This is a genomic window from Limibacterium fermenti (assembly GCF_041902845.1).
GTDB classification, from domain to species: domain Bacteria; phylum Bacteroidota; class Bacteroidia; order Bacteroidales; family Dysgonomonadaceae; genus Limibacterium; species Limibacterium fermenti.
The window spans coordinates 1,304,917-1,329,728 of the sequence record NZ_CP159486.1; the positions used below are offsets into that span (position 1 = coordinate 1,304,917).

The 24,812-nt window shown below is 44.6% G+C and carries 25 protein-coding genes and 3 tRNA genes; 16 read left to right on the plus strand and 12 right to left on the minus strand.

The window, feature by feature from the left end; translation table 11 throughout:
- The first annotated feature begins 10 nt into the window (after positions 1 to 10).
- From ABNK31_RS06020 to ABNK31_RS06075, 12 genes are all read left to right on the plus strand, one after another.
- Positions 11 to 694, plus strand: a complete 684-nt coding sequence (locus ABNK31_RS06020; RefSeq protein WP_418894784.1) for an OmpA family protein — start codon at positions 11 to 13, stop codon at positions 692 to 694.
- 88 nt (positions 695 to 782) lie between these two features.
- Positions 783 to 1,262: a GAF domain-containing protein gene (locus ABNK31_RS06025; RefSeq protein ID WP_418894785.1), complete on the plus strand. Its 480-nt coding sequence runs from the start codon at positions 783 to 785 to the stop codon at positions 1,260 to 1,262.
- Positions 1,263 to 1,424: 162 nt separating this feature from the next.
- A tRNA-Gly gene (locus ABNK31_RS06030) sits at positions 1,425 to 1,500 on the plus strand.
- Between the two features lie 48 nt (positions 1,501 to 1,548).
- Positions 1,549 to 1,632 (plus strand) — tRNA-Leu (locus tag ABNK31_RS06035).
- A gap of 19 nt (positions 1,633 to 1,651) precedes the next feature.
- Positions 1,652 to 1,735, plus strand: a tRNA-Leu gene (locus tag ABNK31_RS06040).
- Between the two features lie 232 nt (positions 1,736 to 1,967).
- Positions 1,968 to 3,578 carry a CTP synthase gene (locus ABNK31_RS06045; protein ID WP_418894786.1) on the plus strand — a complete coding sequence of 537 codons (1,611 nt, stop codon included), beginning with the start codon at positions 1,968 to 1,970 and terminating at the stop codon, positions 3,576 to 3,578.
- Positions 3,579 to 3,635: 57 nt separating this feature from the next.
- Complete coding sequence (yidC, locus tag ABNK31_RS06050) at positions 3,636 to 5,633, plus strand: membrane protein insertase YidC (RefSeq protein WP_418894787.1); 1,998 nt, start codon at positions 3,636 to 3,638, stop codon at positions 5,631 to 5,633.
- A 198-nt stretch (positions 5,634 to 5,831) separates the two neighbouring features.
- Complete coding sequence (locus ABNK31_RS06055) at positions 5,832 to 6,098, plus strand: hypothetical protein (RefSeq protein ID WP_418894788.1); 267 nt, start codon at positions 5,832 to 5,834, stop codon at positions 6,096 to 6,098.
- A 382-nt stretch (positions 6,099 to 6,480) separates the two neighbouring features.
- On the plus strand, positions 6,481 to 6,750 hold the full coding sequence (locus ABNK31_RS06060; protein ID WP_418894789.1) for a four helix bundle protein: 270 nt from the start codon (positions 6,481 to 6,483) through the stop codon (positions 6,748 to 6,750).
- Complete coding sequence (lpdA, locus tag ABNK31_RS06065) at positions 6,732 to 8,087, plus strand: dihydrolipoyl dehydrogenase (RefSeq protein WP_418895365.1); 1,356 nt, start codon at positions 6,732 to 6,734, stop codon at positions 8,085 to 8,087. The genes ABNK31_RS06060 and lpdA overlap by 19 nt, the downstream gene beginning before the upstream one ends.
- Positions 8,088 to 8,141: 54 nt before the next feature.
- Positions 8,142 to 9,440: a class II aldolase/adducin family protein gene (locus tag ABNK31_RS06070; protein WP_418894790.1), complete on the plus strand. Its 1,299-nt coding sequence runs from the start codon at positions 8,142 to 8,144 to the stop codon at positions 9,438 to 9,440.
- A 29-nt stretch (positions 9,441 to 9,469) separates the two neighbouring features.
- Positions 9,470 to 10,207 carry a lipoate--protein ligase family protein gene (locus ABNK31_RS06075; RefSeq protein WP_418894791.1) on the plus strand — a complete coding sequence of 246 codons (738 nt, stop codon included), beginning with the start codon at positions 9,470 to 9,472 and terminating at the stop codon, positions 10,205 to 10,207.
- Positions 10,208 to 10,371: 164 nt separating this feature from the next.
- On the opposite strand, the gene ABNK31_RS06080 is transcribed toward ABNK31_RS06075, so the two are convergent.
- The 10 genes from ABNK31_RS06080 to ABNK31_RS06125 form a co-directional block, all read right to left on the minus strand.
- A complete protein-coding gene (locus tag ABNK31_RS06080; RefSeq protein WP_418894792.1) occupies positions 10,372 to 11,310 on the minus strand; it encodes a TIGR01212 family radical SAM protein in 939 nt (312 codons plus the stop codon).
- A 268-nt stretch (positions 11,311 to 11,578) separates the two neighbouring features.
- Entirely contained in the window at positions 11,579 to 12,031 is a 453-nt protein-coding gene (locus ABNK31_RS06085) for a hypothetical protein (RefSeq protein ID WP_418894793.1), read from the minus strand.
- Positions 12,032 to 12,050: 19 nt separating this feature from the next.
- The gene (locus tag ABNK31_RS06090) at positions 12,051 to 12,563 is read right to left on the minus strand and encodes a hypothetical protein (protein WP_418894794.1); all 513 of its coding nucleotides are present in this window, start codon (positions 12,561 to 12,563) and stop codon (positions 12,051 to 12,053) included.
- The gene (locus ABNK31_RS06095; RefSeq protein WP_418894795.1) at positions 12,547 to 13,068 is read right to left on the minus strand and encodes an RNA polymerase sigma factor; all 522 of its coding nucleotides are present in this window, start codon (positions 13,066 to 13,068) and stop codon (positions 12,547 to 12,549) included. The genes ABNK31_RS06090 and ABNK31_RS06095 overlap by 17 nt, the downstream gene beginning before the upstream one ends.
- 198 nt (positions 13,069 to 13,266) lie before the next feature.
- Positions 13,267 to 15,336 carry a 30S ribosomal protein S1 gene (rpsA, locus tag ABNK31_RS06100; protein WP_418894796.1) on the minus strand — a complete coding sequence of 690 codons (2,070 nt, stop codon included), beginning with the start codon at positions 15,334 to 15,336 and terminating at the stop codon, positions 13,267 to 13,269.
- Between the two features lie 208 nt (positions 15,337 to 15,544).
- A complete protein-coding gene (locus ABNK31_RS06105) occupies positions 15,545 to 16,090 on the minus strand; it encodes a DJ-1 family glyoxalase III (protein ID WP_418894797.1) in 546 nt (181 codons plus the stop codon).
- 22 nt (positions 16,091 to 16,112) lie between these two features.
- A complete protein-coding gene (locus ABNK31_RS06110) occupies positions 16,113 to 16,895 on the minus strand; it encodes an energy transducer TonB family protein (protein ID WP_418894798.1) in 783 nt (260 codons plus the stop codon).
- 7 nt (positions 16,896 to 16,902) lie between these two features.
- A complete protein-coding gene (locus tag ABNK31_RS06115) occupies positions 16,903 to 17,562 on the minus strand; it encodes a hypothetical protein (RefSeq protein WP_321579732.1) in 660 nt (219 codons plus the stop codon).
- Positions 17,563 to 17,605: 43 nt separating this feature from the next.
- Entirely contained in the window at positions 17,606 to 18,328 is a 723-nt protein-coding gene (locus ABNK31_RS06120; RefSeq protein WP_418894799.1) for a MotA/TolQ/ExbB proton channel family protein, read from the minus strand.
- Between the two features lie 39 nt (positions 18,329 to 18,367).
- Positions 18,368 to 19,105, minus strand: a complete 738-nt coding sequence (locus ABNK31_RS06125) for a pyridoxine 5'-phosphate synthase (protein WP_418894800.1) — start codon at positions 19,103 to 19,105, stop codon at positions 18,368 to 18,370.
- A gap of 156 nt (positions 19,106 to 19,261) precedes the next feature.
- Between ABNK31_RS06125 and ABNK31_RS06130 the strand changes: the two genes are divergently transcribed.
- From ABNK31_RS06130 to ABNK31_RS06140, 3 genes are all read left to right on the plus strand, one after another.
- Positions 19,262 to 19,639 (plus strand): hypothetical protein, encoded by a 378-nt coding sequence (locus tag ABNK31_RS06130; RefSeq protein WP_321578912.1) that lies wholly within the window; start codon positions 19,262 to 19,264, stop codon positions 19,637 to 19,639.
- Positions 19,640 to 19,739: 100 nt separating this feature from the next.
- The gene (locus tag ABNK31_RS06135; protein ID WP_418894801.1) at positions 19,740 to 20,636 is read left to right on the plus strand and encodes an NAD kinase; all 897 of its coding nucleotides are present in this window, start codon (positions 19,740 to 19,742) and stop codon (positions 20,634 to 20,636) included.
- A 118-nt stretch (positions 20,637 to 20,754) separates the two neighbouring features.
- Complete coding sequence (locus tag ABNK31_RS06140; protein WP_418894802.1) at positions 20,755 to 22,266, plus strand: NAD(P)H-hydrate dehydratase; 1,512 nt, start codon at positions 20,755 to 20,757, stop codon at positions 22,264 to 22,266.
- Between the two features lie 279 nt (positions 22,267 to 22,545).
- On the opposite strand, the gene ABNK31_RS06145 is transcribed toward ABNK31_RS06140, so the two are convergent.
- Together ABNK31_RS06145 and ABNK31_RS06150 are read right to left on the minus strand one after the other, a co-directional pair.
- Positions 22,546 to 22,947 (minus strand): BACON domain-containing protein, encoded by a 402-nt coding sequence (locus ABNK31_RS06145; RefSeq protein ID WP_418894803.1) that lies wholly within the window; start codon positions 22,945 to 22,947, stop codon positions 22,546 to 22,548.
- Between the two features lie 20 nt (positions 22,948 to 22,967).
- Positions 22,968 to 24,206 carry a C10 family peptidase gene (locus ABNK31_RS06150; RefSeq protein ID WP_418895366.1) on the minus strand — a complete coding sequence of 413 codons (1,239 nt, stop codon included), beginning with the start codon at positions 24,204 to 24,206 and terminating at the stop codon, positions 22,968 to 22,970.
- A gap of 289 nt (positions 24,207 to 24,495) precedes the next feature.
- On the opposite strand from ABNK31_RS06150, the gene rplU reads away from it, so the two are divergent.
- Positions 24,496 to 24,807 carry a 50S ribosomal protein L21 gene (gene rplU, locus ABNK31_RS06155; protein WP_418894804.1) on the plus strand — a complete coding sequence of 104 codons (312 nt, stop codon included), beginning with the start codon at positions 24,496 to 24,498 and terminating at the stop codon, positions 24,805 to 24,807.
- Positions 24,808 to 24,812: the final 5 nt, after the last annotated feature.

The window sequence follows — 24,812 nt, forward strand, 5'->3', positions numbered from 1 at the left end:
AACATTGACTATGAAACAATTATCAAAATTATTTGCGATTACATTCATTGGCGGCTCCTTGATTTTATCGGGCTGCGGCAGTATGAATAATACGGCTAAAGGAACAGGTATTGGTGCCGGGAGTGGCGCGGCTGTAGGAGCCGGAATCGGAGCCATTGCCGGAGGTGGTAGAGGCGCTGCCTGGGGAGCAGGTATCGGTGCTGTTGTAGGGGGAGCTGCCGGTGCGCTTATCGGTAACAAAATGGATAAACAGGCTGCTGAACTCGAACAGATTGAAGGCGCTCAAGTGGAAAAAATCAACGATGGTGAAGCCATTAAAGTGACTTTCGAATCGGGTATTTTGTTTGCTACCAATTCGAGCACGGTGAATCAGACATCGCGTACTTCATTGGATAAATTTGCTGCTTCTTTGCAAAACAATCCCGATACGGATGTGAAGATCTATGGACACACCGATAGTACGGGTAGCGATGCGATCAACGATCCGTTGTCGAAACGTCGTGCCGAATCGGTTTACAATTATCTGGTGTCAAAAGGCATTACCGGGGCTCGTATGGTAACGGAAGGCTATGGTTCTCAACAGCCTGTCGCCGATAATAATACGGTAGCGGGTAGAGCTCAAAACCGTCGCGTAGAGGTGTATATTCTGCCTAATACAAAAATGATCCAAGACGCTAAACAACAGGCCAAATAACAAGGATTATTTTTGAGAAGTATAAAATAACTCGCATTAGCGGAAGTGAAATCCGGTAATGCGAGTTTTCTACTGATATTATTTATAAATGAGTAAGGTCGATTTAGATGTTGCCGGAAACAGTTCCAAAAGAGAGCGGTACGAAGTCCTATATGCTTCGATGAAAGCTTTGCTCGAATCCGAAAGGGATGTGATCGCCAATATGGCGAATGTCGCGGCGGTGTTAAAAGAGCATTTCGGATTCTTTTGGGTCGGTTTTTATTTGGTGAAGGATACTGAATTGGTGTTAGGCCCTTTTCAGGGGCCGGTGGCTTGTACGCGCATCGCTTTTGGAAAAGGCGTTTGCGGAACGGCTTGGAAAGAACGGCGGACGGTTGTTGTGCCGGATGTGGAAGCCTTTCCTGGGCATATAGCCTGTAGCGCTCTTTCGCGCTCGGAAGTGGTTATACCCATTATGCACAAGGAAGAGGTCGTTGCCGTTTTGGATATCGATAGTGAGCAGCTTGATTTTTTTGATGAATCGGATGTCTTTTATTTAGAGAAGATGGTTTCTTTGCTTAATTTTTAATCGGAATATTTTGCAATCCCGAAATTCCGAATTATCTTTGTACTCCATTTTTGAGAAATATAGGTGAAAACAACTTAGTCGGTAGAGCATACCCTTGCCCGAAAAGGATATAAAGATAACCTTGGCAAGAGTAGATAATTTTCGATAAAGGAAAAAAGTATTGCGGAAGTAGCTCAGTTGGTAGAGCACGACCTTGCCAAGGTCGGGGTCGCGGGTTCGAGTCCCGTCTTCCGCTCCACAAGTTAAGGTAAGCGACAGAGGTCGCGTTTTTTATGAATTTAGTATTGCCCGGATGGCGGAATTGGTAGACGCGCTAGTTTCAGGGACTAGTGTTGGCAACGACGTGCAGGTTCGAGTCCTGTTCCGGGCACCCTCGTTACGTTTGATAGGCGCAGGTGGTGAAATTGGTATACACGCTACTTTGAGGGGGTAGTGCCGGTTACGGCGTGTGAGTTCGAGTCTCATTCTGCGCACTTTGCAAAAAAAACGACAGATAATCATTAACGAGAAAACGGCTTGGGTTTGAGAATCCGAGCCGCTTGTTTTATCGGACATCCTCGTGTTTTGACGAGGATGAGCGCAACCCGGTGGGTTTTGTCCTATTGAGGGGGAACAGGAATAATGCGCCCGAAGGCCTTCGTCATTCTACTTTTTTTTGTACCTTTGTGGCTTTAAAAATCAAACATACATAATATTCGCAGTACAGTGGCTGATACAAAATACATATTCGTGACAGGCGGTGTGGTTTCCTCTTTGGGGAAAGGAATCATCGCCGCTTCTTTAGGCAAATTACTCCAATCGAGAGGTTATAAAGTAACGATTCAAAAGTTCGATCCTTATATCAATGTCGATCCCGGAACGCTGAATCCGTATGAACACGGGGAATGCTACGTGACGGTTGACGGGCATGAGGCCGACCTCGACCTGGGGCATTATGAACGCTTTCTGAACATACAGACTACCCGGGCCAATAATATCACTACCGGACGGATCTATCAGAGTGTGATTGAGAAAGAGCGGCGAGGTGATTATTTGGGCAAAACCGTGCAGGTGATACCCCATATTACCGATGAGATAAAGCGAAATGTAAAACAACTCGGCATTAAAAACAAGTTCGATTTCGTGATTACCGAAATAGGCGGAACCGTGGGTGATATCGAATCGACTCCCTTTCTCGAAGCGGTTCGTCAGTTGCGGTGGGAGTTGGGACGCAGTTGCTTTTGCGTGCATCTCACTTACGTTCCCTACATTGCTGCGGCCGGAGAAGTCAAAACCAAACCCACGCAACATTCCGTAAAAGAATTGCAATCCCTCGGTATTCAGCCCGATATGCTTGTGTTGCGTACCGAGAGAAGACTGAACAACGAACTATTGCATAAAGTCGCATTGTTTTGTAATGTGGAGCTTTCTGCGGTCATGCAGTCGGTGGATGTATCGACTATCTACGAAGTACCCATCATGATGCAAAAGCAAGGCATGGACGAGGTGGTGCTTCGGAAAATGAATATGCCCGTCGGCAGCGACTCTGATATGGAACAATGGAATGCTTTTTTGCAGAAACGCAAAGAAGCCAAGAAAGAAGTCTGCATAAAGTTAGTAGGAAAGTATGCCGAATTGCCCGATGCGTATAAATCAATTACCGAGGCATTGTCGCAAGCAGCGATTTATAATAACCGCAAGTTGGTGTTGGATGTCTGCCATTCCGAAAAATTAGATGAAAATAATGTGGTCGATACGCTGAAGGATGCGGATGGCATAGTTATTGCACCGGGATTCGGGCAGCGGGGCATTGAGGGCAAGTTTGTCGCATTGAAATATGCACGCGAACAGGATATCCCGACATTCGGTATCTGCTTGGGGATGCAGTGTATGGTGATTGAATATGCTCGCGACGTACTGGGCCTTACCGGTGCGAACTCCACCGAAATGGATCCGTTGGCCGAAGATAAGGTCATCGATTTGATGGAAGAACAAAAACATATCACCAATATGGGCGGTTCTATGCGTCTGGGGGCGTATGAGTGTACGTTGAAAAAAGGTTCTTTGGCCTATAAAGCCTATGGAAAGATAAAGATAGAGGAACGTCATCGCCATCGTTATGAGTTTAATAATGAATATAAAGGCCGGCTTGAAGATGCCGGAATGAAATGTACCGGTATCAATCCCGAGTCGGAATTGGTGGAAATCGTAGAAGTCCCGGCACTTCGCTGGTTCCTCGGAACGCAATTCCATCCCGAATACAATAGTACGGTGTTGTCTCCCAATCCATTGTTTATGAGTTTTATGGAGGCCGCATCTCACACAAAAGATAAATAATACGAAAGTAGTTTGAAATACTAAGAGGGTGGTCTTGCTCTCTATCATGTTGAAAGAATGGATAAAAATACAATTATTGGATTACTCCTTATTGCCGCCGTTGTCATCGTTTTTTCTATTTACAATAGGCCTGATCAGGAACAACTCGCACAACAGCGTAGGATACAGGACTCGATTGCGCGTGTAGATGCACAGCGGACAGCGCTCGAGGCGGAACAGAACCGTTCTCTCGATACCCTCGAAGAGAACACGCCCCGGCAAGATAATGTGCGAAGTTTTTTCAGCGCCGCTACACCGCAGGGGGCTTCAGCCGATACGTTGGCCGCCGTGAACGTCGCGGCACAGGAAAGTCCCTCCGATAGTCTTGCGGAGACTTCTTTCGATGCGGTCTCAAAGGATTTTGTGACGCTCGAAAATGATAAGATACGATTGCAGATTAATCCCAAAGGGGGAGCGATCGAGTCGGTGCAAATGAAAGAGCATAAGAAATACGACAAGACCGATCTCTTTCTGTTTGAAGGAGATGAAGCGCGTTTCAACCTCGAGCTCTATAACCGCCAAAGTATAAGGCTTTCCACGGAAGATCAGGTGTTTACGCCTTTGGTTGCAGCCGATGGAAAATCGGTCACGATGCGATTGGCGTATTCTTCGAAGCAATATCTCGATTTCGTATACTCGCTTTCGGATGACGATTATATGATGAATTTCGATATCCGCCTGGTGGGTATGAGCGGCGGATTGCATTCCGAGAGTCTGTCGAATTTCAAATTGAATTGGGAGCAAAAAATGCGTCAACAGGAGCGGGGACGGACATTCGAAGAACGTTTTGCGCGTATTCACTATAAGTATTACAAACAGGATGTCGTCCGGATGAGCGAATCGAAAAAAGAGGAAAAAGAGATTTCCGAACCTCTGAAATGGTTTGCTTTTAAAGATCAGTTCTTCTCGTCGGTCATCATCGCCGATCAACCGTTCAGCAATGCAATCCTCTCGTCCCAAGTCCTTTCCGACCCCGATTATATCAAAGATTATAAGGCCGAAGTGTTGGTGCCGGTTACGGCAAGCGCCGACGGCGATGAATTTACGGCCGGATTCCATTACTATTTCGGGCCGGTGCATTACAACACCCTCAAAGGCTATGATAAAGACATAAAAGACAAGGCCGATAAGCTGGAACTGGAAGAGTTGGTATATCTCGGATACCGATGGTTGAGTTGGGTGAATAAATGGTTTGTCATACCCGTCTTCAACTTCTTCCTGTCGTTGAATTGGAGCATGGGACTTATTATCCTTATCCTCACCCTGATGGTGAAACTCATTACTTCGCCGTTGACGTATAAATCGTACATGTCGTCGGCAAAAATGCGCGTGCTGCGGCCCCAGATACAGGAGCTGGAAAAGAAATATCCCGGTAAAGACCAAGACGTCATGATGAAGCGTCAGCAGGCAACCATGCAACTATACAATCAGGCGGGAGTGAATCCGATGAGCGGCTGTTTGCCCATGCTCATCCAAATGCCGGTGTTGCTGGCCTTGTTTTTCTTTTTCCCTTCGGCTATCGAATTGCGTCAGCAGAGTTTTCTATGGGCCGATGACTTGTCGACCTACGACCATATCATTTCGTGGAGCGGCAATATTCCTTTGATAACGCGCTTCCTGGGAAATCATATCAGTTTGTTTTGTATATTGATGACGGTTACGAATATCATTTATACCCGTTTTAATATGGCGGCTACCGACACGGGTCAACAGCAAATGCCCGGCATGAAAGCGATGCCCTATTTCATGTCCGCCTTCATGTTCTTCTTCTTAAATTCATATCCTTCCGGTTTGAATTACTATTATTTCCTTTCGACGCTGATGACGATTGTCATTACCTTATCTTTCCGTCAATTTATTAACGAAGATAAGTTGTTGGCGCGACTCGAAGCGAACAAGAAAAAGCCGAAAAAGAAATCGGGTTTCATGGCGCGGCTCGAAGAAGCGCAGAAGATGCAGGAAAAGCAGGCGCGCGAGAACGCCAAACAAAACGCCAAACGGAATTATCGCCGTTAATAGAGGATCGCGACACCCTTTTTCCGTCAACCCGTTCGGAGCGGTCAGGCGGGGGAGTTATCGATCGATGCGGAAGGGTGGTTGGGCTTGGAAATCGACTTAACGGGCCCGGAAATAGACTGGATGGGGCTGGAAATAGACTGGAGGAGGCTGGAATTTGATTCGTAAGATTCGGAAATAATATCCTTGAGCTCGGAAATGCGTTCGTTGAGCGGCGGAATCTCTTTACAAAGTGCGGAAATAGACTCATTGGGTGGGGAAATAGGCTCATTGAATTTGGAAAATCAGTCGTCGAGCGTGGAAATAGTCTCGCCGGGTATGGAAATGCGTTCGTCGAGTGTGGAAATTGTCCCGTCGTGGCCGGAAATCGAATCGTCGCGTTTGGAAAACCACTCGTTGTGGCCGGAAAACCAATCTTTGGGAGTGGAAAACCGTTCTTTGAAAGTGGAAGACCGTTGGTCGTAGGCAGAAAACCGTTGGTCTTAGGCGGAAAGCCTTTCGTTGTGGACGGAAAACCCTTTGTCGTGAAAGAATATCAAAAAGCATAGGTTAAAAATCAATTCTCACACCGAAAAAGGAATTCATACCCGTAAATTTGCGTCGATTTAAAAAATCGGGATATCCTGTTTCCTTACGAAACCGATAAAACTTCTTTACACTCGATGACGGCGAAGCCACACGCTTCGTTCAGCAGAGAGTGATAGAAATTGAGAGTTTGGAAGACAGAAGACAATAGACAGCAGACAGAGGGATAAATTTAATGAGAAATGAATTCAAAAATACCGTTTAAAATCATAACTTTGCGGCATACGATTATCTGGTTTGATTCTTTATTTTAAAAAAAAGCATGATACCTAATTTCAGAAAATTGGATGTTTGGAATAAATCGATTGAATGTGTAAGGAACAGATATCGATATGTGCAGTTATCCCCCGCTGGTGAACGATTCGGATTCATTACGCGAATGCAAGGGGCGACTGTTTCTATTCCTGCCGATATCGCGGAGGGTTTTGCAAAGCCGGGCGATAAAGATTTTTGCCGTTTTCTTGAGAGGGCTCTTGTCTACGGTTTTTTGTCTACTGTCTTATTTAAACAAACATTATGTACGATTTATTAATCATTGGAGGAGGGCCGGCCGGATATGTGGCGGCGGAACGTGCCGGACACTCCGGCCTAAAGGTGGCTTTATTCGAAAAAAAAGCGATGGGAGGCGTCTGTCTCAACGAGGGATGCATTCCCACGAAGACCTTGCTATATAGTGCCAAAATATATGAAAGCGCTTTGCATGGCGATAAGTACGGCGTATTTGCCGAAAACGTCCGGTTCGATTTCGGGAGAGTGGTTTCCCGGAAGAAGAAAGTTGTCCGTAAACTTGTTTTAGGGGTGGAAGCCAAGATGAAGGCCAATCACGTAGAGGTTGTCAGAGGCGAAGCCGTGATACAAGGAAGGGGTGCCGGCGGCATAGAGGTCGCTTGCAACGGCGAGAGGTATAGCGGAAAGAACCTGCTGGTCTGCACCGGTTCCGAAGCCGCCGTGCCGCCCATTCCGGGGCTGGAGGAAGCCGGCGATACGGTGCTTACCAACCGTGAAATCCTCGAATTGCCGGCACAACCCGAATCGCTGGTCGTCATCGGCGGGGGCGTGATCGGTATGGAATTCGCCAGTTTTTATAACAGTATCGGAACAAAAGTCACCGTGGTGGAAATGCTGCCCGAAATTCTGGGCGGACTGGATGACGAAATTTCGTCCTTGTTGCGCAATATCTATGCTAAAAAAGGGATTACCTTCCATCTGAATGCGAAGGTCGTTCAGATCGATGGGCATAAGGTGGTTTTTGAGAAAGACGGCGAAACGCACACGGCGGAAGGCGATAAAATTCTGCTGAGTGTCGGCCGCCGGCCCAATGTAAAAGGGTTCGGACTGGAAAGCCTCGGCGTGGAGTTGTATCGGGGTGGAATTAAAACGGACGACCGGATGCGGACGAATGTGCCCGGTGTATATGCCGCGGGCGACGTGACCGGCTTTTCGTTACTGGCGCATACGGCCAGCCGCGAAGGTGAAGTGGTGGTAAACAACCTTACCGGAGGCAATGATCGAATGCGATATAATGCCATTCCCGGCGTTGTGTATACCAATCCCGAAGTCGCCGGTGCAGGAGAGACCGAGGAATCGGCCAAAGCCAAAGGCATTCCCTACCGGGTGTCCAAACTTCCCATGGCGTATGCCGGCCGTTTTGTCGCCGAAAACGAAGGGGGGACGGGCTTGTGCAAGATTCTTACCGGAGAAAAGCATGGTGAGATCATCGGCGTGCATCTGTTGGGCAATCCAAGCAGCGAAATCATTTACGGAGCCTGTATGGCCATCGAGCAGGAGATGACCGTGAAGGAGCTAAAGGAGGTGGTCTTTCCGCATCCCACTGTAAGTGAAATCATCAGGGAGACGTTGTTTGCATGATCGGGCTTTCTTTATCAATCTCAATCATAAACATGATCTATAATAAATAAAAGAATGAAACAGTTAGATGTCAAATTGATGCACCCCGTAGAGCAGATTAATATGATTATGGGGCGAATTTATAAAAGCGGAATGACGACCACTTCGGGAGGAAATATTTCCATCCGAGATAAGAACGGCGATATTTGGATCACTCCTTCGGGCGTCGATAAAGGTTCGCTTACCACAAAGGATATCATGTGTGTAAAAAAGGATGGAACGATTATCGGCTTACATAAACCTTCGTCGGAATATCCGTTTCATAAAGCCATTTATGAAACCCGTCCGGAACTGACCGCCATTATTCATGCACATCCGCCGGCATTGGTTGCTTTCAGCATAGCGCATGTCGTGCCCGATACTAAAATAGTCCCGCAAGCGCATAGCATTTGCGGGGATATCGGTTTTGCACCCTACGGTACGCCCGGAAGCGTAGACTTGGGCGAAAAGATTGCCCGTCAATTTAAAGATAAACGATACAAAGCCGTGATTATGGAAAATCATGGGGTGGTGTTGGGCGGAAGCGATATGATGGATGCTTATCAGCGCTTTGAAACGCTGGAGTTTTGTTGCCGCACCATTGTCAATGCCAAGCGTTTGGGCGAGGTGAACTATTTAACGGATGAACAGGTGTTGAAATATGTGAATCATTTACCTGCCAATGTTCCTCATTTTGTCGATATTGAATATCCTTCCGATGAGCGGGCTTTGCGCACGGAGATGGTCGATATTATCCGTCGCGCCTGTAATCAGGGCTTAATGATATCCACCTATGGAACCGTTTCGGCACGATGGAGAGACAATGATTTTCTGATTACTCCGCACAATGTTGCGCGCATGGATATTGTTCCCGGTGATATTGTACAGGTAAAGAACGGAATGGCGGAAGCCGGCAAAACCCCAAGCCGGTCGATGGCCTTGCACCAACGCATTTATCAGCTCAACCCGCATATCAATTCGATTATTTGCACGCAACCGGTCAATCTCATGGCGCATGCCGTCAGTGGAACCAAGTTTGATGTCCGCACCATACCCGAAAGTTGGATTTTTTTGCAGGATATCCCTTCGATCCCGTTCGGCTTGATCTATAATGATGTCGATCATGTGGCAAAACTTTTTAACGAGAACCGTGTGCTATTAGTCGAAAACGACAGTGTCTTCGTTACCGGCGATAAATTATTGAATACATTCGATTATCTCGAAGTCGCCGAATTTTCAGCCAACTCATTGGTAATGGCGTCGGCTATCGGTCCTTTACAACCGATGGGCGACAAAGAAATCGAGGATTTGCGTATTGCTTTTAATGTGAAATAACTCCTTTTTTGTTACTTTTGCCGTCAATTATGAAGATTCTGTTTTCACCATCGTCGGCAGCGGCATTTAATTTGGCGGCGGAAGAATATTTTTTTTCCGGCAGCGAAGACGATTTTCTGTTTCTCTATGTCAATGAGCCGTGCGTGATTATCGGATCCAATCAGGCGGTGGTGAACGAGGTGGATATGGATTTTTGTATCGAGCACGATATCCGCATTGTCCGTCGATTGTCGGGTGGGGGAGCCGTGTATCATGATAAAGGAAATCTGAATTATTGTTTTATTCACAATCAGCGCGCCGGGCAATCGCCTTTAAGCGGCGGGTTTTTGCTTCCGGTGATGGACGTCTTGAAATCATTTCAAGTTCCCGTGCAAATGTGGAAAAGAAAAGATTTGTGGTTACCCGGGGGATATAAAATATCGGGAACGGCTTCGCATGTTTCCCGTAAGAGGGAGTTGCATCATGGAACATTGCTTTACGATGCCGATATCGAAAAGTTACATCGTGCGTTGACCCCCGAAAACGGGCGTATCCATAAGAGAGCCACCGCTTCGGTTCCCAGTCCGGTAAAAAATATCCGGACATATCTGCATGAAAACGGATTGGAGTATCCGCCGTCCGATATCTTTTTTGACTTGTTTACGAAGGAGATGAAGAAATACTATTCGATAACGGATTTACAGATGCTTGAAAATCACGATGTCGAATACGTAGAAACCCTGCGGAAAAATAAATACTCGCGCCGGGAATGGAATCATAAATTATAAGGACGTTACCGGGCACTTCTGCTCATTCATCGTTCCATTCATCGTTCATCGTTCATCGTTCATAGTTCATCGTTCATCGTTCATAGTTCATCGTTCATAGTTCATCGTTCATCGTTCATCGTTCATCGTTCATAGTTCATCATTCATAGTTCATCATTCATCGTTCATTCTCCATTCTCCGAGAATCTTTTCCCCTGCCATGAATTTCTTTCCTGGAAGCGTTTAATCACCCGCTGAGTGAATTCGTAGTTCTTCAGTCCCCAATCCGGTGCGATAAGCAGGTTTTTGGGAGACTGGGAGGCAAACCGTTCGATATAGAAATCGGGATGAAGCCGTTCGGCGAAGTCGACACACAAATCGGCATATTCGTCTACGCTGTACAGTGGAAACGACTCGGGAAAAAGGCGGTATTCCTTTGCCATCGCCGTGCCGCGAATGATTTGTAATTGGTGCATTTTAAGGGTGGTTAGCGGCAATCCGGACAGCTTACGGGCGTGCGAAAGGATGTCGTCACGGGTTTCACCGGGAAGGCCCAAAATAAGGTGGGCGCCGGTGGGGATGTTCTTTTTTGCCGTCCGGACAATCGTATCCGCCGATTCTTCAAACGTATGCAGGCGGTTTACCCGTTCGAGTGTTTGGTTCAACGTCGATTCCACCCCGTATTCGATAAGGACGAAAGTTTCCTGCGACAATTCCTCGAAGAAATCGAGCAACGCGTCCGGCATGCAGTCCGGTCGTGTGCTTACCACCAGTCCTTTTACTTGAGGATGGGCGAGCGCTTCACGATACATCGAGATGAGTTTGTCTATGGAGTCATACGTATTCGTATACGACTGAAAGTAGGCGAGATAGTGCATCTCGGGATATTTATGCGCAAAAAAGGCGATGCCGTCTTTCAACTGATTCGCGACACTCTTTTCCGGCTTTCCGTAGCCGGGACTGAAACTTTGATTATTGCAGTACGTGCAGCCTCCGCGCCCTTTGCTTCCGTCGCGGTTGGGACAGGTAAAACCGGCATTGATCGATATCTTCTGCACTTTATACGGAAAATGCAGCGATAAGAATTCGGAAAAGTCGCGATAGGGTTTATTTGTTGAGTTCACGTTGTCATTATCTTTTTTCAAGCACAAAGATAGGCAAAATCCCCTCAGCTTTTTAGGGGCTGTTTGGAATAAAAGGTCCAAAACAACCGCGGTTATTTTGTCCGTTATCAAGGTGCATATTGCCGCGAATAGCGGTGCTGTCAGTATAGGTTATTCCTTAACAGGCTCTTAGGTTAAGGCTGATGGTCGCCAAAAAAACGGGAGCGTGGCAACAACGCTCCCGGAAACAATGGTTTATTAAAAAAAGTAGAGTTATAAAAATAGAGAGTTATTTCTTTTCGTTTTTAGGAATGTATGCGCTCCAAATAACCATTACGGTGTCGGAATTTAAAATGAGTGTTACTTTATCCGCTCTCTTGTTGGTTATCCTGTAATATTTAGCGACTTTATTGTCTTTACCGGTCCTCACATAAGAGGTGTTTTCGAATTTATCCGCTTCCAAAGCTTGATTTATCTCTTTCTTAAATATTTCTGCAAAAGATTTATCTTTAGTATTCAATGTGAGCATTTTTCGCCCATCGCTGACCATGGAAGAGTATATTTTTTCGTTACTGCTATCTCCATAATCATCATAGCGATCATATTTATTCTCTTTTTTTTGATAAATATATTGGAACCGTTCGTCTTCCTGATATTTTTCGAAGATCTTTTCAATTTGTTGTGCGGAGACGGTTGCCGCCAACATACAAAATATCGCTGTAAGAGAGATCAATTTTTTCATATTCGTTGTTTTTTAAAAGTTATTTTTCTTGCGTTTGTCTATCGGTTATACTTTTGTGTACTCCTTCAAAAATTTTATCCGCATCCATGTTTTGCGTAATCTGCCGCGCCCGTATAACGGGGCGGAAACTTTCTTTCATTTCTTTCTCCGCCTCGAAAAACATCCGGTCGGCATAACAGCGCGCCTCCCGTGCATTGGTGATATGGCGTCCGTTGACAATAACTACATAGTCGGGTTTTTGGAAATGGCTGAAGGGGGTTGTGAAAAAAAGGAGCAGTCCGCATGCGGCAACAGCGCCGGATAGGGGTATCCATAATTTTAAATTGAACGGTTTTCTTTTCGATTCCCGCGGCAAGCGGGCCGGCGGCGAAGTCCATTCTCGTTCTTGCGAAAAGGCGGCGAACAGTGTTTTATACATTCGATGTTCCGGTTTCACGCGGTCACTTTCAAAATACTGTTTCAATCGTTTTTCTTCTTCGATTGAAGTCAAGCCTTCGAAATAATCATTGAGTAATTTATCGATTTCGTTCATACTGTTTTTCTTCCGATTGTTGGATTGTTACGATCATATCCCGTAATTTTTTGCGTGCCCGAGACAAGTTTACCGTCACGGCGTTTTCACTCATATAGAGGATTTGCGCAATTTCCCTGATGTCTATTTCCTCCACGTCTTTCATCCGGACGATCGTGCGTTGCAGTTCGGGCAAGCTGTCGATGAGTCTATGGATGTTGTGGAGGGAGTCTTGCTCTTCCAGTTCTTGTTGCGGGTCGGGAGCGCTGGAAACGATATCGGCCGTGAGCCCGCCGTATTCAAGCTTTTTCCGTAATAAATCGACACACAAGTTCCGCATCGATGTAAGGGAAAAAGCTTGCTTATTCTCAATTATGTCCAATTGATCGCGCCGCTCCCATAAGCGCATGACGAGGTCCTGAAACGCATCTTTCGCGCCGCTCTCATCGAGCAATATCGACCGTGCCATCCGGTACATCTTATCGGAGTAGCACAAAATCTGGCGTTGAAACTGTTGAGCATCCATACATCTTTATAGACGGTGAAATGAATTTTTTCTTACATGTCCGGGCCTGTTTTTTTCAGTTCTTTCAGGAAGTGACCATCTCAAAATAGAAAATAGGCCTCTGGAAATTGAATATCTTCGTGATACGCCCTTATGGTAAAGGATACAAAAAAAGCCTCCCTGTTACGGAGAGGCTTTTTTACTATAAATGGGAAAAAGTTATTCATTCGATTCCTTTTCTTCTTCTTCTTTTCCCTCTTCTGCAATGTTTTTTGCTTCAGCGGGAGCGTCGGCAACCGTTTCCGGTTCTTTGTTCGAATCTTCAACAGCTACTTCGGTCGTGACTTCGGCAGCGACTTCGGTTACCGGTTCAACGGCATCAACGGCTTCAACCGTTTCTGCTGCTTCTTTCGTTTCTACCTCTTTCGCCTCTTCTACCTCTTTCTCCGGCTTGGCTGCTTCCTTCTTTTGTTCTTTTTTGGCAACAGCTTTAGCCTTTTGGTTATCTAACTTTTCTTTCAAAGCGGCTAATTCTTCGATATCACCCAACGTCGTCTTTTCTAATGGAGCCGTCGTCAATGGAATATCATGGCCTTCCTCTTTTCTGCCGGAACGTTTTCCTTTTCTTCTCGAATCGCCCGATCCGCCATCTTGCTTATCTTCCCATACTCTGCTGTGCGAAACAATAATACGTTTAGCGTCTTTATTGAATTCAATCACTTTGAAGTCGAGTTTTTCATCGATTTGAGCTTGAGAATTGTCTTCTTTAATAAGATGTTTCGATGTTGCAAAACCTTCCACGCCGTAAGTCAGTGAAATTACCGCGCCTTTATCGGTCAATTCGATAACCGTCCCCTCGTGTACCGATCCGGGAGTAAAGATGGTTTCGAATACATCCCAAGGATTTTCTTCGAGTTGCTTGTGTCCAAGGCTCAAGCGACGGTTTTCCTTGTCGATGTCGAGTACTTGTACTTCGATAGGAGCGCCGATTTCGGTCACTTCGCTCGGGTGTTTGATTTTCTTCGTCCAGGAAAGATCGGAGATATGGATTAATCCTTCTACGCCTTCTTCGATTTCCACGAAAGCGCCGAAGTTGGTGAAGTTGCGGACAATAGCGGTATGCGAACTACCCACCGGATATTTTATTTCGATATTTTCCCAAGGATCCGGTTTGAGTTGTTTTACGCCCAGTGACATTTTCCGTTCTTCGCGGTCGAGCGAGAGAATAACCGCATCCACTTCGTCGTTGACTTTCATGAAGTCTTGTGCGCTGTGTAAATGCTGTGTCCAGCTCATTTCGGAAACGTGGATAAGTCCTTCTACGCCCGGAGCGATTTCTACAAACGCACCGTAATCGGCCACAACAACGACTTTACCCTTCACGATGTCGCCTACTTTCAGGTTTTCATCCAAAGCATCCCATGGATGCGGGGTGAGTTGTTTCAAGCCGAGAGCGATTCTTTTCTTTTCGTCGTCGAAATCGAGGATGACCACATTGATTTTGTCGTCCAGTTTAACGACTTCATCGGGATGTTGAATGCGTCCCCATGAGAGATCGGTAATATGAATCAAACCGTCGACGCCGCCCAAGTCAACAAACACACCGTAAGAAGTAATGTTCTTCACGACGCCTTCGAGAACTTGTCCTTTTTCGAGTTTCGAGATGATTTCTTTCTTTTGTTGTTCCAATTCTTCTTCGATCAAGGCCTTGTGCGAAACCACCACGTTTTTGTATTCGGGGTTTATTTTCACGACTTTGAATTCCATGGTCTTATCGACAAACAAGTCGTAATCGCGGATCGGCTTCACGTCGATCTGAGATCCCGGAAGGAATGCTTCGATGCCGAAAACATCGACAATCATACCGCCTTTCGTGCGGCATTTGATATATCCCTTGATAACTTCATTGTTTTCCAATGCCGCGTTGACACGTTCCCAGGAACGCGATGCGCGCGCTTTTTTGTGAGAAAGGATCAATTGTCCTTTTTTGTCTTCTTGACTTTCAATATAGACTTCTACTTCGTCGCCTATTTTCAAGTCCGGATTGTAACGGAATTCGTTCATCGATACGACTCCGTCCGATTTGTATCCGATGTTTACAACCACTTCGCGTTTGTTCATGGAGGTGACGATGCCCGTTACGACTTCATTATCGGTGATTTTACTCAGCGTATTGTCGTAGTTTTCGGTCAGTTTTTCCCTGCTCTCCTTATTGTAGATTTCACCTTCGGCATAAGCGTTCCAGTCGAACTCTTCCAGTGGAGCCACGTTTTTTAAGTTTTCTGTCATGTGATGCTAATAAATTTTTTGTAATTAATAAGTTAGACTTTATATTGTTTAAAAACAGTGCAAAGGTAATTGGTTTTTTGTTTATAACCAACTCTTTGCACCTTAATTTTTATCGTGAAGGGTCTTTTTTCGAGAGCCAACAGCTAAAAGCGGGCCATGAGACAGAAGACTGAATAAGGCCGCCTGATAGCTGACGGTTTAGCGCAAGCTACAGCAGAAGGCCTTCTTGTACCTCTTGGCGGGTAGCTATTCCGGCAATTTTTTCAACGAGATCCAAGGCGAAGTCGAAGACCAATCCGGGGCCTTTACCGGTAATAATTTTCCCATCGGTAACCACGGGTTTATCGGTTATTTTCGCCCCAATCAGTTCGGGTTCGAATCCGGGATAGCATGTGGCTTTTTTCCCGTCCAGCAAATTCAAGCCGCCCAAAACCATCGGCGCGGCGCAAATGGCGGCGATATATTTGTCTTGAGCCGCAAAATCTTTTAAAACACGCTTAACCCCCTCGTGCTCATTGAGGTTTTTTGCCCCCGGCATTCCTCCCGGCAACACCAGGACATCTACTTGCGAGAAATCCACCTCTTCAAAAACCTTTTCCGCCGTAACTTGTATTTGATGGGCTCCCGTTACTTCACGATGAGAGTGAATGGAAACGGTTTGTACTTGAATTTCCGCTCTTCTCAGGATGTCGATGGTTCCTAAGGCTTCGATTTCTTCAAAACCATTGGCTAATAATACAGATACTTTTTTCATAATGGATAATTTAAATAATTCCTTAATTGAGATTGAATCTATAGGTGATGGTTCCCTGCTGATTATTGGTTGAGTTGATGAGATTAAAACGCGTGCTTCTGGCTGCACGGAGCGCTTCATTCCGTAAAGTGGCGCTGGGGGTATTCGTTCCCTTGCCAATCTCTGCGCGAATCACTTTTCCCGAAGGATCCACCGTGATGTTTACCACCACCGTGCCGTAATCATCTACCGTATACTTCGGTTGTACCAATCCTCCGCTGCCGACACTTCTTCCGCCTAAATCGTACGTTCCTATACCCCCGATACCGGAGGCGGCCCCTTGCGTGGCATTTCCGGTAGGCACGCCTTGTACTCCCGTACCGTGCGTATTGCCTCTGCTCCCGCCGGGAGTATCGCCGAAGAGCCCCGACATTTGTTGATTGATTTCACGCTTGCGGGTTTCTTCTTGCGCCTGACGCTTTTCGGCCGCGGAAACTTCCGGGCTTTTTTCTTCTTTCACCACTTCTTTTTGTTCGGGTATCTTGATAGACGATTCCGTGTTCTGCGTCATGAACGATTGTTCCTGATCTTCCTTTGCCGGAACCGGCGGTGCGGCCGCCTCGGTGTCGTTGAAAGACATGCCGTACATCGGAGGTTCACTCGTGCCGAAGGCGTCTTCTACAAAACCGAACATCACCGGAATACCTTCCAATCCTTGCGGGGAAGACAATGCGATGGTAAATTTCGAAAACAAGAGAACAAACAAGAGCAATACTGAAAAAACGATTGTTCCTATAATTCCGCCTATTTTTTCTTTTGTCATCATTCTCTACTTATTCACTCCTGTACCGGAGCATGATTTCTTTAAATAACACAGCCGTGGTAGGAGGCGTATAGGAAATAGCATTCGCACCGGCATCGATGACCTGTTGTATCGTCTCGTCGGTTTTACCCCCCGTCGCAATAATCGGAATATCGTTATCGATGTCTCTGATTTTTTTTACAATATCGGCCGTGCTTGCGGCGCCCGATACATTGAAAATATCTACTCCGGCTTTTAATCGTCCATTAATATCATCTTTTTCCGAGACAATGGTTATGACAATGGGGATATCTATTTTCTGTTTCATCTTCTTGATGATATCGTTTGGAGCCGGTTTGTTTAATATGACTCCCAATGCTCCCTGAAATTCAGCATCGAGAGCTAATTCGATGCATCTTTTTCCGGAGGTAATACCGCCGCCGACTCCGCAAAATACCGGTTTGTCGGAAGCTCCTATCAGCGCATGCGAAATGAGCGGTTGGGGGGTGAATGGATATACGGCGATAATGGCATCGGCATTGGTGTTGCGAATAATCGCCACATCGGTGCTGAACAAAAACGATTTTAATAATTGCCCGAAAATCCGTATTCCCGAACAGTTGTCTATGACGTCCGGAACGGTTACGATCTTTGTTCTGAAACGGCTTGTGAAAACAGGAGGTTTCCTCATATATTTCTAAACGAATAAAATTTTTATAGACATTTTACGAAAACTATTCGGCCGGATGACTTAGAAATTCGATAAACTCGACTCTCTTTTCCGTCAGTTTGCCGGTCGCCGTACGAAGGCTGTTTTTGAGATGAAAGTATCCGCAAAGGCCTACGATTCCCACAATGAGGCCTCCTATTACAGAAGTCGCCGGCAAGTAGAAGGCGGACGCTAAAGAAGCTATCGAAGCGCTTGAACCGGCATACGCCACCGTCATCAAATGTTGGGTTACCCCCACGGTGGTAATAAGCAGTCCCAGCAGCGGAGCCACCAGAGATAGGGCGGCCAACAAAGGCATTCCTTTATTCAGCCGGATGATTTCCACGTCTTGTTGGGTTTTCATCACATCGGCTATTTCCGGGACAGGCCTCCCTAAAAGGTCGATGCCTTTTTGCAAAATAGCCGAGGCGGGCGTGTTATTCTTACGGCAAAGCGCAACCGCAGCCTCCGTTTTTTCTTCCAAAATATAATCTTTGATCCGATTCATGAAAGAGTCTTCTTCTTTCGCAGCTCGCTGGATGACCAGCGCTCTTTCAATGAAAATATAAATGACTGACAGGAAAAGCAGTAATAAAACAATCATAAACCAACCGTTATTGAACGCGAGGTCGATGATGGTTTGTGACGGTTCGGAAGAGGTGAGCACATTCGTAACCTCTTGTTGTACCTGCTGCTGTATTTGTTGTAAGCTGTCGCTTGCCGGCGGAACGATTTGTAAGATATTCATTTCATCATCTGTTTTTAAGCAGGTAAAGATAACGATATTCTATGTTAAAATCGTACTTTCCGGTGGGTTTAAACAATTTTTATACGCTTTTATTGTTTTTTCCAACCCCATGTAGAGTGCATCACTGATGAGTGAATGCCCGATAGACACTTCCTTTAACCATGGAATGCATGAAAAAAGATAATTCAGATTGTCGAGATTCAGGTCGTGTCCGGCATTTACACCCAGCCCGAGATCTTTTGCCAACCGAGCTGCCGCGATAAAGGGCACCATCGCCTGCTCTCTGTCTTTCGGATAATCCTGGGCATAGGGGCCCGTGTATAATTCAACCCGGTCCGCACCGATTTGCGAAGCTCCGCGAATCATTTCTTCATCGGCATTCACGAAAATCGACGTGCGTATCCCCAATGATTGGAATTCGTTGACGACATCCGTTAGAAAAGACACCTGTGTAACGGTGTTCCATCCCGTGTTGGAGGTCAGGGCATCGGGCGCGTCGGGAACCAGCGTTACTTGCGTCGGCCTGATTTTTTTTATTAACGTGATAAATTCGGGAGTGGGGTTCCCTTCAATGTTGAATTCCGTATATACTTTGGATTGAAGGTCAAAGACATCTTCAAAACGAATATGCCGTTGATCGGGACGGGGGTGTACGGTAATCCCGTCGGCTCCGTACTGTTGACAATCTAACGCCACTTGCACAACGTTGGGAATATTCCCGCCGCGGGAATTACGCAGGGTCGCTATTTTATTAATGTTTACACTTAGTTTTGTCATTTTACCTATTTAACTATCCCTAAATGGAAAACGAAAAACATCGCTTGCATTCGGGAAAGAAAATAAAAAATGTCTTTTCAGACACGTATAATACGCGATTTTTTATGATCTTTGTAAATCAAATACAAAAGTAATACGAAATAACTGTTTTGCGTCATGTCAACAAAAGAAATTATCAAAAAAGAGGTTGAAAAGTTTACCGCTGCGATGACTCCCGATGATTTTACGGAATTGACGGAGATGGAAAATTCATTGATTATATTGGAGGTGCCTTTTAAAGATTATACGCTGACCGATATCGCCCGCATTGTTGAGAGTAACAATGCCCGTGTGGTGAATCTTTCGGTGTTGCCCATCTCCGATGGTTTGTCGGTATGGATATCATTGAAGTTGAATATCTCCGACCCTAGTTCCGTCCTCAGGAGTTTCGAACGCTTTAATTATAAGGTGGTGTATTACTATATGAAAGAGGGAGAAATCAATGACACGCACAAAGAACGGTTAAACGAACTATTATATTATTTGGATATGTAAGTTCGGGAATCAAAAATTAGCAAATTAGCAAATTAGCAGATTAGCGGATTAGCGGATTAGCGGATTAGTAATTAGTAATTTGTAATTAGTAATTATCATTATGAAATTAGCCCTATTCGGGAGTACTTTTACCGACCGGACGGCCAAAGCCGAAGAACAAATTTATGCGGTATGCAGAGCTATCAAGCAATATCCTTATGAATTGTTTTTGCCGTCTGTGTTTTATCATTCATTGCCTCAACGCATCCGGGATATGATACGGCCGCTTTGCGAGTTGTTTGAAAAACTTCCGTGTGTGGATATGGCTGTAAGTGTGGGGGGCGACGGCACATTCTTGCGGACGGCCGGCGCTGTCGGAGCTTTCGGCATTCCCGTATTGGGTATTAATACGGGGCGATTAGGCTTTTTAGCGGCTATCAATTTCGGAGATGTGGAGGAAACCCTGAAAGAAATCATGTCGGGCCGCTACCGGATAGAAAACCGTACGCTGCTGGAAATGACTGCCGAAGATAATCCCACGCCTTTCGGTTATAGTATCCAAGCCTTGAATGAAGTGGCTATTCTTAAACAGGATACGGCCTCGATGCTTACCATCCATGCTTACATCAATGACGATTATCTTACCTCTTATCAGGCCGATGGATTGGTCATCGCTACGCCTACTGGTTCGACGGCTTATTCGTTGAGCATCGGCGGAGCCATTTTATCGCCGACCACGCCGAGCTTGATTTTGTCGGCCATTGCGCCGCACAACTTAACGTCGCGCTCATTGGTGGTCGATGACAATAGTAAAATACGGTTGAAGGTGGAAAGCCGGAGCCGTAATTTCTTGGTATCCCTCGACGGACAATCGCAGGTTTTTCATGAGGATACGGCCTTGGAAGTACGAAAGGCCGATTATATGCTAAAGGTGGTGAAACGCATCAGTCACAGTTTCTATGCTACACTACGGGATAAATTGATGTGGGGAAAGGATGTAAGAAAACAGAACGGATAGGTTGGGGATAATTACAAATTACTAATTACAAATTACTAATTACAAATTACTAATTACTAATTACTAATGACAAATGAAGTCAAGGGGCTGAAGACTGTAAACTGAGGAGAATGCTGCGATGAAGATATTATCGGCAGAACAAATACGCGAGATCGATGCAAAAACCGTTACTTACGACGCGGTTTCTTCGCTCGAACTCATGAAAAGAGCCGCAAAGGCTTTTTACTATTGGTTTATTGAAAAATATCAAGACAAGCAGGCCTCGATATTGATTCTATCCGGAACGGGGAATAACGGGGGGGATGGGATTGTCGTCGCCCGTTTGTTGTCGTCGTCGGGGTATTCGGTGAAAGTGTGTAACGTGGAATATAGCAAGAGGCGGTCGGAAGATTGCGCTCATAATATCCGGCGGGCAAAAGCGGAAAATGTTCCTTTGCTGTTTGTCTCGAAAGCGGAAGAAATTCCCGATTTTTCCGATTACGCTATTTTAATCGATGCGCTCTTCGGTACGGGATTGAACCGTGACGTGTCCGGTATTGCCCACGATGTGATCCTCCGCATGAATGAGAGTGGAAAAACCATTATCAGTATCGATGTGCCGAGCGGTTTGTTTATGGATAAGCATACGGATTTTGCCGTACAGGCCGCACACACGGTGACTTTTCAGATTCCGAAAGCGGCCTTGTTTTTGCCGGATAACGCCCCGTTTACGGGCGAAGTGACGCTCGTGGATATCGGGTTAAGCCGGAAAGCGATATGCGAAGCGGAAACGAATTGGTTTTTCCAGGTAAAAGAGGATATTGCTGCATTGTTGAAGCCGTTATCGCGATTCGCCCATAAAGGCACGCAGGGGCATGCGTTGATAATTGGCGGAAGCGGGGGGAAGACCGGTTCGGTCTGTTTAGCGGCTAAAGCGGCCTTGAAAACCGGTTGCGGATTGGTGACGGCGTATGGCCCGAAAGGCCTTTCGGCGGTATTGGGCAGTTGGTTTCCGGAAGCAATGGTGATAGAAGATGCTGATTCGGACTATCTTTCGGATATTGCCTTCGATATCCGTCCCGATGCCATAGGCGTCGGGATCGGATTGGGGACGGAGCCCGCTACACAAAAGGCTTTCTATCGGTTCTTGTCAGGAAATAAACAGTCGTTGGTCGTTGATGCGGACGGATTGAACATCTTGTCGCAACATAAAGAATGGCTCAGCTTGCTTCCTGTTGGAACGATATTGACTCCGCATCCCAAAGAGCTCTCACGCTTAATCGGTTCCTGGGAAAACGATTATGATAAAATGGATAAAATCCATGTTTTTGTCAAAAAATATCCGGTTATTCTTATTTTGAAAGGCGCTTATTCGATGATTGTCAATAATGAAACCGTTTATATAAACAGTTCGGGAACACCCGCGTTGGCGACCGCCGGAAGCGGGGATGTGTTGACAGGGATGATCGCGGGGTTGCTTGCCCAAGGGTATCCGGCTATCGATGCCGCGCGCATGGCGGTATATATGCATGGACGAACGGCAGACAGAACGCAGTCGGTTATACATCCGAGGAGTTTTGTGGCTTCGGATATTATTGACCAAATCGGGAATGTGTATTTTGAGTTGGATAACGAATTGTCTATCCATTGATTGAAGCTCCTGGCCGATTAACGAATAAAAAGAGGGGGAAATAGCATTTGCAGTGAGCCAAAAAAGTTTCTTACAATACAAAAAGACCTCATTGGTCTTGTCATATGAAAACCCCTGAACAGATGCATAAACAAAAAAGTGTAAAAATTAGAACGTATAAAAAATCAGAGAGAAACAAGGTTAACCTTGTTTCTCTCTGATAAATCATTTAATTTTGTCCAATAAACTGTAACGCTTATTTAGGAATAGTCAATTTTCATTATACACCGAAAAAATAATTTACTTTTTTGGTTTTTGAATGATAGTTACAGTATCAAAAAAATTAGAATTTTGTAGAGTCACTATTATTTCTCGCGACTCGGAGTTCGTATTGTCCGAAACATTAATATTAAGTTTTTTACCATTCTTTTCAATAGTAACCCATGAGGCTTTTATTCCGACAACTGTTTCGTATTCACCCTTAATAAATGCATAGTTTTTATCATTTGATGGGATATCAACTCCATTCACACGAAGATTAGATATCCACCATGTATCAACCTTTGTGGATAAACTTCTATTTCCACCTTCATAAGTAAATTCTACAACTTGTGCAGAAAGGCCTATGTCCTCCGTATTTTCAGAATTGGAACACGATATACAAAACATAACTGAAATAAACAATAATAGTATTTTTTTCATTTTTTCGCTCTTTTAATTATTTAATCTGGATCTTTACTCGATAAAGCACAGTATATTATTCCATAATTATAGTTTACGTTAGATGGTGCTTCGGACGATATACCGCCGCTTAGATATGAAAAAGTATTTATAAAATTATAAACTTGTTCTAAATAATAACCATCATAGGTACCGCCATATCCCCAATTACAATGGTATAAATCTAAATTTTTTTCAGTAGTAGAATTGCTTTTATAACATTTTATACCATCCACTACCCAAAAATGACCTGCTCCATTTATGTTTCTTCCTCCCATAACAATAATACCTCTCGTGCTTCTAAGACAATTATAGAAATTAGTAACAGACAAATCAGTCCTATATTGCCTAAAACCTGTTTTAAATTTAATATCTAATGTTTGAAGATATTCCGAAGCTTTGGCATCAGTAGCATAGCTAGTTTTGCCATAATTCATATTGACGTTTCTTCCTATTTCTCTTAATAATCTATCTACTTGGTTGCGACCTACTGCATTTGCTAATAAGTCATCTTTTGTTTTCATTTGCTGTATAACATCCCAATCAATCGGATAGCCATTAATAGATTCAATAGCTGAAAAATGAGCGGTCGCATATCCTAAAGCAACAGCAACACATCCAACGACACTGTTGCCACCACTTGGTAATGATGGACAGTAATCATTAAAAGGTGCATCTTGATTCCATGACCATATTAGCTTAGGGGCCGTTTTTCTATTCAAATACCATTGACCGGTCGGGTCGTCCTGTCCAAGTTCGGTTTCGCTACCAATTCTTGTTTGTGGGGTATTTATTGTATGGATGAAATATTCTTCGGAATATTTGATAAACATTTTAAAGCTTTCATTATGAATTAATTCATCATCTTCTTTGCTGTAATTCCCATTGTCAACCAATGCAAAAATAGGTTCGGTACGTTTGTCCGCGGACATTAGAGCAAAGCCGCCTTCATTATTCAAATTAATTATGTACATCATCGTGTCAGGCACTTGTGACAAATCATAACTTGAACTTCTTAGTTGACTTTGATTTTTTGTTATAGCCTCAATATTCTTCACACTAACTGGTGACCCTATTGACCTAGTACTGTTTTCTTCATTTAATCCTATAAAGTAGTTTAATGTATTAACAGCTTCATCTGGAGAAATCCTGTTTGGATTTTGGGTTGCGGTAAATGCTTCGCTCTCATCATCATTGTAAGAGGTTTCTATATTATTTTCACTTTCACAAGAGTTGAAAATGAATACCCCTAAAACTAAAGATAAATGTAATAATAAAAAAAATCTTTTTTCATTGTTTTACTAAATGTTAAATGTTTGTTTATATAGTCTTTATATTACTTATAGGTAAAAACTATATAATATAACAGAACAAAAAAGGAAATGTTTTTGTATTTGAAGATAAAAAACAAAAGAATATTTGGTGTTTACCGAAAAGATTGGTATTTTTGCACCTCATTTTGCCAATAGGCCCGATAAGAAGCCGTGAAAACGGTTCGCCTCAGGCATGTAACGTAAAAGTTATTTTTATATGTACGTCATAGTAGACATTCAAGGTCAGCAGTTTAAAGTAACGCAAGACCAAAAATTATTCGTACACCGCTTGAATGCAGATCGTGGTGCCGATGTAGAGTTTGAAAACGTATTGCTCGTTGATAACGACGGCGATGTGAAAGTGGGTACGCCTTCGATTGAAGGAGCCAAGGTGGTCGTCGAAGTATTGTCTCATGTAAAAGGAGACAAAGTTCTTGTTTTCAAAAAGAAAAGAAGAAAAGGATATCAGAAGTTGAACGGTCACCGTCAACAATTCTCGGAAGTAAAGGTAAAAGAAATTATTGCTTAATCAGT